The organism is Hydrogenophaga palleronii NBRC 102513, from assembly GCF_001571225.1.
Lineage (GTDB): Bacteria > Pseudomonadota > Gammaproteobacteria > Burkholderiales > Burkholderiaceae_C > Hydrogenophaga > Hydrogenophaga palleronii.
Genome location: NZ_BCTJ01000044.1, coordinates 22,166 through 28,469, shown reverse-complemented (window position 1 = coordinate 28,469; position 6,304 = coordinate 22,166). Strand labels below are relative to the sequence as shown.

At 68.0% G+C, this 6,304-nt stretch carries 6 protein-coding genes; 2 read left to right on the top strand and 4 right to left on the bottom strand.

From position 1 onward, the window contains the following. Positions 1 to 19: 19 nt before the first annotated feature. Positions 20 to 1,654, bottom strand: coding sequence for an FAD-dependent oxidoreductase (locus HPA01S_RS20155; protein ID WP_066272890.1), 1,635 nt, complete (start codon positions 1,652 to 1,654; stop codon positions 20 to 22). A gap of 2 nt (positions 1,655 to 1,656) precedes the next feature. Next, positions 1,657 to 2,646 (bottom strand): Bug family tripartite tricarboxylate transporter substrate binding protein, encoded by a 990-nt coding sequence (locus HPA01S_RS20150; RefSeq protein WP_066272889.1) that lies wholly within the window; start codon positions 2,644 to 2,646, stop codon positions 1,657 to 1,659. 133 nt (positions 2,647 to 2,779) lie between these two features. Here HPA01S_RS20150 and HPA01S_RS20145 point away from each other — a divergent pair, with 133 nt between their 5' ends. Further along, on the top strand, positions 2,780 to 3,703 hold the full coding sequence (locus HPA01S_RS20145; protein ID WP_066272887.1) for a LysR family transcriptional regulator: 924 nt from the start codon (positions 2,780 to 2,782) through the stop codon (positions 3,701 to 3,703). Between the two features lie 10 nt (positions 3,704 to 3,713). On the opposite strand, the gene HPA01S_RS20140 is transcribed toward HPA01S_RS20145, so the two are convergent. Together HPA01S_RS20140 and HPA01S_RS20135 are read right to left on the bottom strand one after the other, a co-directional pair. Next, positions 3,714 to 4,229: a class IV adenylate cyclase gene (locus tag HPA01S_RS20140; RefSeq protein ID WP_066272884.1), complete on the bottom strand. Its 516-nt coding sequence runs from the start codon at positions 4,227 to 4,229 to the stop codon at positions 3,714 to 3,716. Positions 4,230 to 4,257: 28 nt separating this feature from the next. Beyond that, a complete protein-coding gene (locus tag HPA01S_RS20135) occupies positions 4,258 to 4,509 on the bottom strand; it encodes a hypothetical protein (protein WP_066272882.1) in 252 nt (83 codons plus the stop codon). A 219-nt stretch (positions 4,510 to 4,728) separates the two neighbouring features. Between HPA01S_RS20135 and HPA01S_RS20130 the strand changes: the two genes are divergently transcribed. Beyond that, positions 4,729 to 6,273, top strand: a complete 1,545-nt coding sequence (locus tag HPA01S_RS20130; RefSeq protein WP_066272880.1) for a methyl-accepting chemotaxis protein — start codon at positions 4,729 to 4,731, stop codon at positions 6,271 to 6,273. Positions 6,274 to 6,304: the final 31 nt, after the last annotated feature.

The following is a 6,304-nucleotide window of genomic DNA, read 5'->3' as shown; positions in this document are numbered from 1 at the left end:
CTGAGGCCGGCGCGCGGCCTCAGCCGTGTCCGGCGTGCTGGTAGCCGGTGCGCAGCAGCGGGGTGAGCGCGCCGTAACGCGGCCATTCGAGCAGTACCCCTTGTGACTGCAGCAGGCGCTGAAAGTCTTGCAACAACCCGGGGCTGGAACGCACCGCACGCGGTGGCAGGGTTCGCTGCAGGGCGAAGGCCGCCAGCGAGCCTGCCGCTTCGCCAATGCTCCACTCGGTGGCATGTTCCCGGTAGGCCCCGTTGGTGATGCGCGTGGTGCCCAGGTTCTTGCAGGCCGGTAGCAGGTTATCCACGCGCTGCGGCAACAAGGCTCCGAGCGGAATCTGGAACGGATACGAGTCGATGTCGACGGTGTTGCGCCCGCGCGTGCTCGGGTGCAGGTCGATGCGGTAGGCGCCGATGCCCACGCTGTCGAAGAAGCGTTCCGCGCCGTCCTGTCCCGGTCGTGCGGCGACGCCCACATGCTGCTCCAGCACGGTGAACTCGGCCTGGATGCGGCGGCCCTCGCGCCAATACACCTGTTGCGCCAGGCCATCCTTGGTGCCCAGCACGTCGCCGCGCAGACGCAGGCCAGGGTAGCCAAAGCCGCCGTCGTGGCGTGGTGCTTCTGTCTGCATCCAGTAGAAGAAGCCCAGGCTGAACTGCCTGGCCTGTTGCAGCGCGTGCTGCTCCTCGGCTTCGGATACACCGATGAGTGGCTGTTCCCAGTAGTCCATCTGAGGCCAGTTGGCCAGGGTGATGTCGCTCTCGTAGGCGCCGGACTGGAAGTGGCCACGCCAGGCGATGCGGCGCGCGTGCCAGAGGTCGTACACTCCGGCCGTGTCGGTGTCGCCCGCGAACAGGGGCCGCGTGCGCGGCTGGTGGGTGACGAAGTCGGACAGCGTCCAGCTGTATTGCGCGTTCGGCCAGCAGTCCAGCTGCAGGCTGCGAAAGCGGTCGTAACCCTCGGGCTTGTCGATCACGTGGTGTTCGCCCGGCCGGTGGTCCATGGCGAAGCACCAGGTCACGGCCTGCTGGTCCATCGGGTCGGCTTGCGCCAGCGCGTGCGGTTCCTGCGTGCTCGATTGCGCTTCGGCGCCCATCACGTGTTCAACCCCGGCCTGCAGCAACAGCTCACCCGTTTCTGTCGCGTCGATGAACATCGGGGCCTGCAACACGGCTTCGTCGCCGCTGACCAGGTTTGACAGGTGCAGTGCCCGCACGGTGTCACCGTCGGTCTCGGCACGCAGCACGCGGTGCCCGCGCAGCACAAGCAGTTGACCGTCGGCCTGCCACGGAGCCAGCAACCCGTCGATGGCGCGGGCGGCCACCCAGGGTTCGTGGCACAGCGTGCTCACATTGCCCTGGCCCGGGTTGAGGCAGAGCGCGCGGCTGGCCTCAGCGGTCAGCGGCAGGTGCTGCCGGTAGTAGTCGCGGATGGCGCGGCGCAGTTGCGCATAGCTCTGAGAAGACTGCAGCGATTCGATCCACGGGTACTCGTCGGGAGGTACGCCCTGGGCCGTGAGTTGCCCGCCGAGCCATTGCAGCGCCTCGACCAGCACCACGCGGCGACCCAGCCGCAGCGCCGCCAGCGCCGCCGACACGCCGCCCAGACCACCGCCAACGATGGCGATGTCAGTTGTCCATCCCCCGGCGCGTGCCATGTTCAATCCACCTTGATGCCAAGGCGGCGAATGGCCTCGCCATACCGCAGGGCGTCGGCGTTGATCAGCTTCTGGAACTCCTCGGGCGTACCGCCGGCTGCCTCCAGGCCAAGGTCGCTCAGACGCTTGCGCATGTCGGGCTGTTGCAGGATGGCGTTGATCTCCTGGTTGAGGCGGGTCATCACGGGCTGGGGTGTGGCGGCCGGGGCCAGCACACCGAACCAGCCGGTGACCTCGAAGTCGGCAATACCTTGCTCCTGCACCGTCGGCACATCGGGCAGCACGGCGCTGCGGGTGTGTGAAGTCACCGCCAGCGCGTTCAGCTTGCCCGACTGGATGTGCGGCAGCGCGCTCGACGGGATCTCGAAGCCGACCTGCACTTCACTTGAGAGCAGGGCGGTGAGCGCAGGACCCGAGCCGCGATAGGGCACCTGCACCATGTCGATCCGCGCGTCTTTCTTCAGGAACTCAGCGGCCAGAGCTGTGGTGGTCGCACCGCCGCCGCCAGCGGCGTAGTTCAGCGCGCCGGGCGCCTTGCGAGCGGCCTCCAGCAACTCGGGCAGTGTTTTCCAGGGCTGGGTGGCTGGCACCACCACCACCAGAGGGGTGGCGGCGAGCTTGATGACCGGTGCAAACGCCTTGATCGGGTCGTAGCGCAGCGACGAATAGAGCGCGCCACTGCCGGCGTGGCCGCTGGTCACCAGCAGCAGGGTGTGGCCGTCGGGCAGCGCCGAGGCCACGCCGGCGGTGGCAATGGTGGCGCCCGCGCCAGGCTTGTTGTCGACCACCACGGCATGGCCCAGCACACCGCTGAGCCTCTGGCTCAACGCGCGGGCGAGGATGTCGGCGGATCCACCGGCGGCAAAGCCCACGACGAGGGTGACGGGCTTGGTGGGCCAGGCAGGCGCCTGGGCGTGTGCGAGGAGGGCGGAGGAGCCCAGGGCGACAACGGTGAGGGCGCGCGCGAGCGAGCGCAAACGAAGCGTGAACATGTCTTGTCTCCAGAAAAGATGGCTCGGCCTTCTGCTGCCGAACGGGAATGCTAGGGGTGGGCGTCCATACAATCCAATACCTATCCGCCAGTCACGAATAACCCTGTGTTATTCGTGAGCGAGAATGCGCGGTATGAACCTGCGCCAGATCGAGGTCTTTCGTGCCGTCATGACCACCGGCACCACCACCGAGGCCGCGCGCCTGCTGCACGTGTCGCAACCCGGGATCAGCCGCCTGGTGCGTCACCTTGAGCTGCAACTGGGTGTGGCGCTGTTTGAGCGCCGCGGCGGGCGCCTGGTGGCCACGGCGGAGGCGCGCGAACTGCACGAGGAAATTGAAAAGGTCTACCGCGGTGTTCTGCACGTGCGCGACGTGGCTGCCCACCTGCGCTTCGGTACCAAGACGACCTTGCGCGTGCTCTCGAGCGCCAACACCGCGCTGCAATTGGTGCCGCGCAGCATTGCCGCGCTGGTGGGCCAGTACGGCACGGCAAGGGTGCTGTTTGAATCCTTGCCCACGCGAGAGATCGTCAAGCTGCTGGTGACGGAAGAGGCCGACGTCGCGATTTCCAGTGCGCCATTGGACCACCCGGCGCTGCACATCGAGGAAATCGGCCGCTGGGAGCTGCTCTGCGCCTTGCCTGCCGATCACGCATTGCTGCGGAGCGCCCGGCCCACGGTGGCCGAGGTGCTGGCGGGCCGGCTGGTGGTGTACAGCCCGGAGGCGCCACAAAGCGCGGTGATCGACCACTGGATCGAGGCCCAGGGGGTGGCGCGCAATGTGGCGGCTGAGGTGCGTTCCGGGCTGGCCGCCTGTTCGGTGGCCGCGACCGGCATGGCAGGGGCTTTCGTGGACGACCTCTCGGCACGTGCCCACCGCCCCGAGGGGTTGGTGTTCACTGCCTTGCCGGGTGCGCCCAGCTTTCCGATCTTTGCCGTGCGCAACCGGCACCGCCCGCTGTCCCGACTCGGGACTTCCTTCTTGCAGATTGCACACGAGCAGTTGGTCGCGCTGCGCGCAACGCTTCTACCGTTGCACAAGGCCGCGCTGCGCTGATGCCGGCGCTTCAGCGGGCCTTCGCCAGCAGGTCCACGTAGGCGCCACCTACCAGGTGGGCGGGCGGGATGTCGAAGGCGGCCATCAGGCGGTGTGCTTCGCGCACGCCGGCCTCCAGTGGCTCGTGGTCTTCCAGCACCACTTCGAGTTCGACGAAATCGCCCAGGCCCTGCACGCGGTCCAGGTGCACGCGTGTGCGGCCCACCAGGTACAAGGTGCGCGCCTTCACCACCCGGCCCACTTCGCCGTGCGCCAGCGCCAGGGCTTGTCGCAGCGTGGCCGGGTTGCTGGTGGGCGAGCGCACGTAAAACGATTCCTTCGGGCCCTGGCGGTCGTTGCGGCGGTAGAAGATCAGCTCGCCTTGCGTGTCCGAAAACACCCGCAGCTTGAGGCGGCCGTTGTCGCAGCGGAAAAAGGTGTCGTCCTGCGCGATCTGCACCGGCCCCTCGTTGGCCAGGGCCGCCACCTTGTGGCTGACCGCCGCCCAGTGTTCCAGGCGTGCCTTGATCTCGACGTTTCTCGCCATCGTCGGGCGCGTTGGGCTGCGGGCCGGCTCAGCCGAAGCTGGTGTCGCTGGGCGCGTGGGCATCGCCCACATAGAGCTTGAGCACCGGGCCTTCGCCGTCGTGTTCCCAGACGCGGCCGCGGATCAGGAACTGGCGGCCGCCAATGCGCAGCAGATCGCCCTTGGCCGGCGTGACGTTGTGGCCCTCCCAGAAATCGGGCAGGGTGATCGGGGTGCGGCGGATCCAGGCCTGGTCTTCCGCGCTGAACACCAGGACCGTGCGCAATGGCGTGGGGATCATGTGAACTCCTTGCAGGGGGCTGCCTCGCGGGCGATGGGCCGAGCTTAGCGCAAGCGCCCGAGCTGGTCCGGTCTGCTCCGGTCTGCTCCGGTCTGCTCCGGTCGGTTGCGGCGCATGCGGTCAGTGCCTTACCGACACGTACTGTCCGGGATTCCCTACACAAGGGAATCCGGATGGTGCCGATACAAAGGGCACAACGTACCAACCTGTGAGGTCTCCATGCGAGTCAACAACCCTGTCACCCAGCGTGAGTTCGTGTTCCCCGAGAACGCCACACTCATGTCGACCACCGACACGCAAAGCCACATCACCTACGCCAACGCGGCGTTCGTGGAGGTCAGCGGCTTCACGCTGGACGAGATCCAGCAGCAGCCGCACAACCTGGTGCGCCACCCGGACATGCCGCCGGAAGCCTTTGCCGACATGTGGGCCACGCTCAAGGGCGGCGAGCCCTGGACCGCGCTGGTGAAGAACCGGCGCAAGAACGGCGACCACTACTGGGTGCGCGCCAACGCCACACCGGTGATCCGCAACGGCCAGCATCAGGGCTATATGTCGGTGCGCACCCAGGCCACGCGCGACGAGATCACCGCCGCCGAACGCCTGTACGCCGACATGCGCGCCGGCCGCGCCGGCCACCTGAAACTGCACAAGGGCCTGCTGCTGCGCACCGGGTTGATGGCGGTCACCAGCGTGTTCAAGACCCTGCGCGTGCGCAGCCGCATCCGCCTGCCGCTGGCGGGCCTGCTGGTCGGCCTGTGGGGTGGCGCCTGGGCACTGGGCATGCAGGGCATGGACTGGCTGCCTTTCGCCGGCCTCTCGGCGCTGGGCGTGGGCCTCACGTCCTGGTTCCTGGAGGCGCAACTGGCGCGGCCGCTGGAGGAGCTGCGCAAGCACGCCCTGAGCGTGGCCACCGGCGACACCCAGAAGGTGGCGCACATGGACCGCGTGGACGAGATCGGCATGGCGCTGCGCAGCGTGAGCCAGCTCGGCCTGATGTTCCGCTGGCTGATCGACGACGTGAGCCAGCAGGTGCTCACCGTGCAGACCGCCGTGGGCGAGATCGCCCAGGGCAACGGCGACCTGAGCCGGCGCACCGAACAGGCCGCGTCCAGCCTGCAGCAGACGGCGGCGTCGATGGAGCAGATGAGCGTCACCGTGCGCCAGAACGCCGAGACCTCCAACCAGGCCAACCGCCTGGCCGGCACCGCCAGCGATGCCGCCGCGCGCGGTGGCCAGGCGGTGTCGCAGGTGGTGGACACCATGAGCCTGATCACCGAAAGCTCGCGCCAGATTGCCGACATCATCAGCGTGATCGACGGCATTGCCTTCCAGACCAACATCCTGGCACTCAACGCCGCGGTGGAAGCGGCGCGTGCCGGCGAGCAGGGCCGCGGCTTTGCGGTAGTGGCCGGCGAGGTGCGCAACCTGGCGCAGCGCAGTGCGCAGGCGGCGAAGGAAATCAAGGAGCTGATCGGCGCCAGCGTGAACAAGGTGGAGGCCGGCACGCGCCTGGTCGACGACGCCGGCAAGACCATGGACGAGATCGTGCAGCAGGTGCGCCGGGTCTCCGACCTGATCGGCGAGATCAGCTCGGCCACGACGGAACAGAGCGGCGGCATCCAGCAGGTGAGCCAGGCCGTCGGCCACCTGGACCAGGTGACGCAGCAGAACTCGGCGCTGGTGGAGCAGGGCGCCGCGGCCTCAGAAAGCTTGCAGCAGCAGACCCAGCGCCTGGTGGAAGCGGTGAGCGTGTTCCGCTGAAAGAAAGAAGAAGGATGGAAGGAGGGCGCCT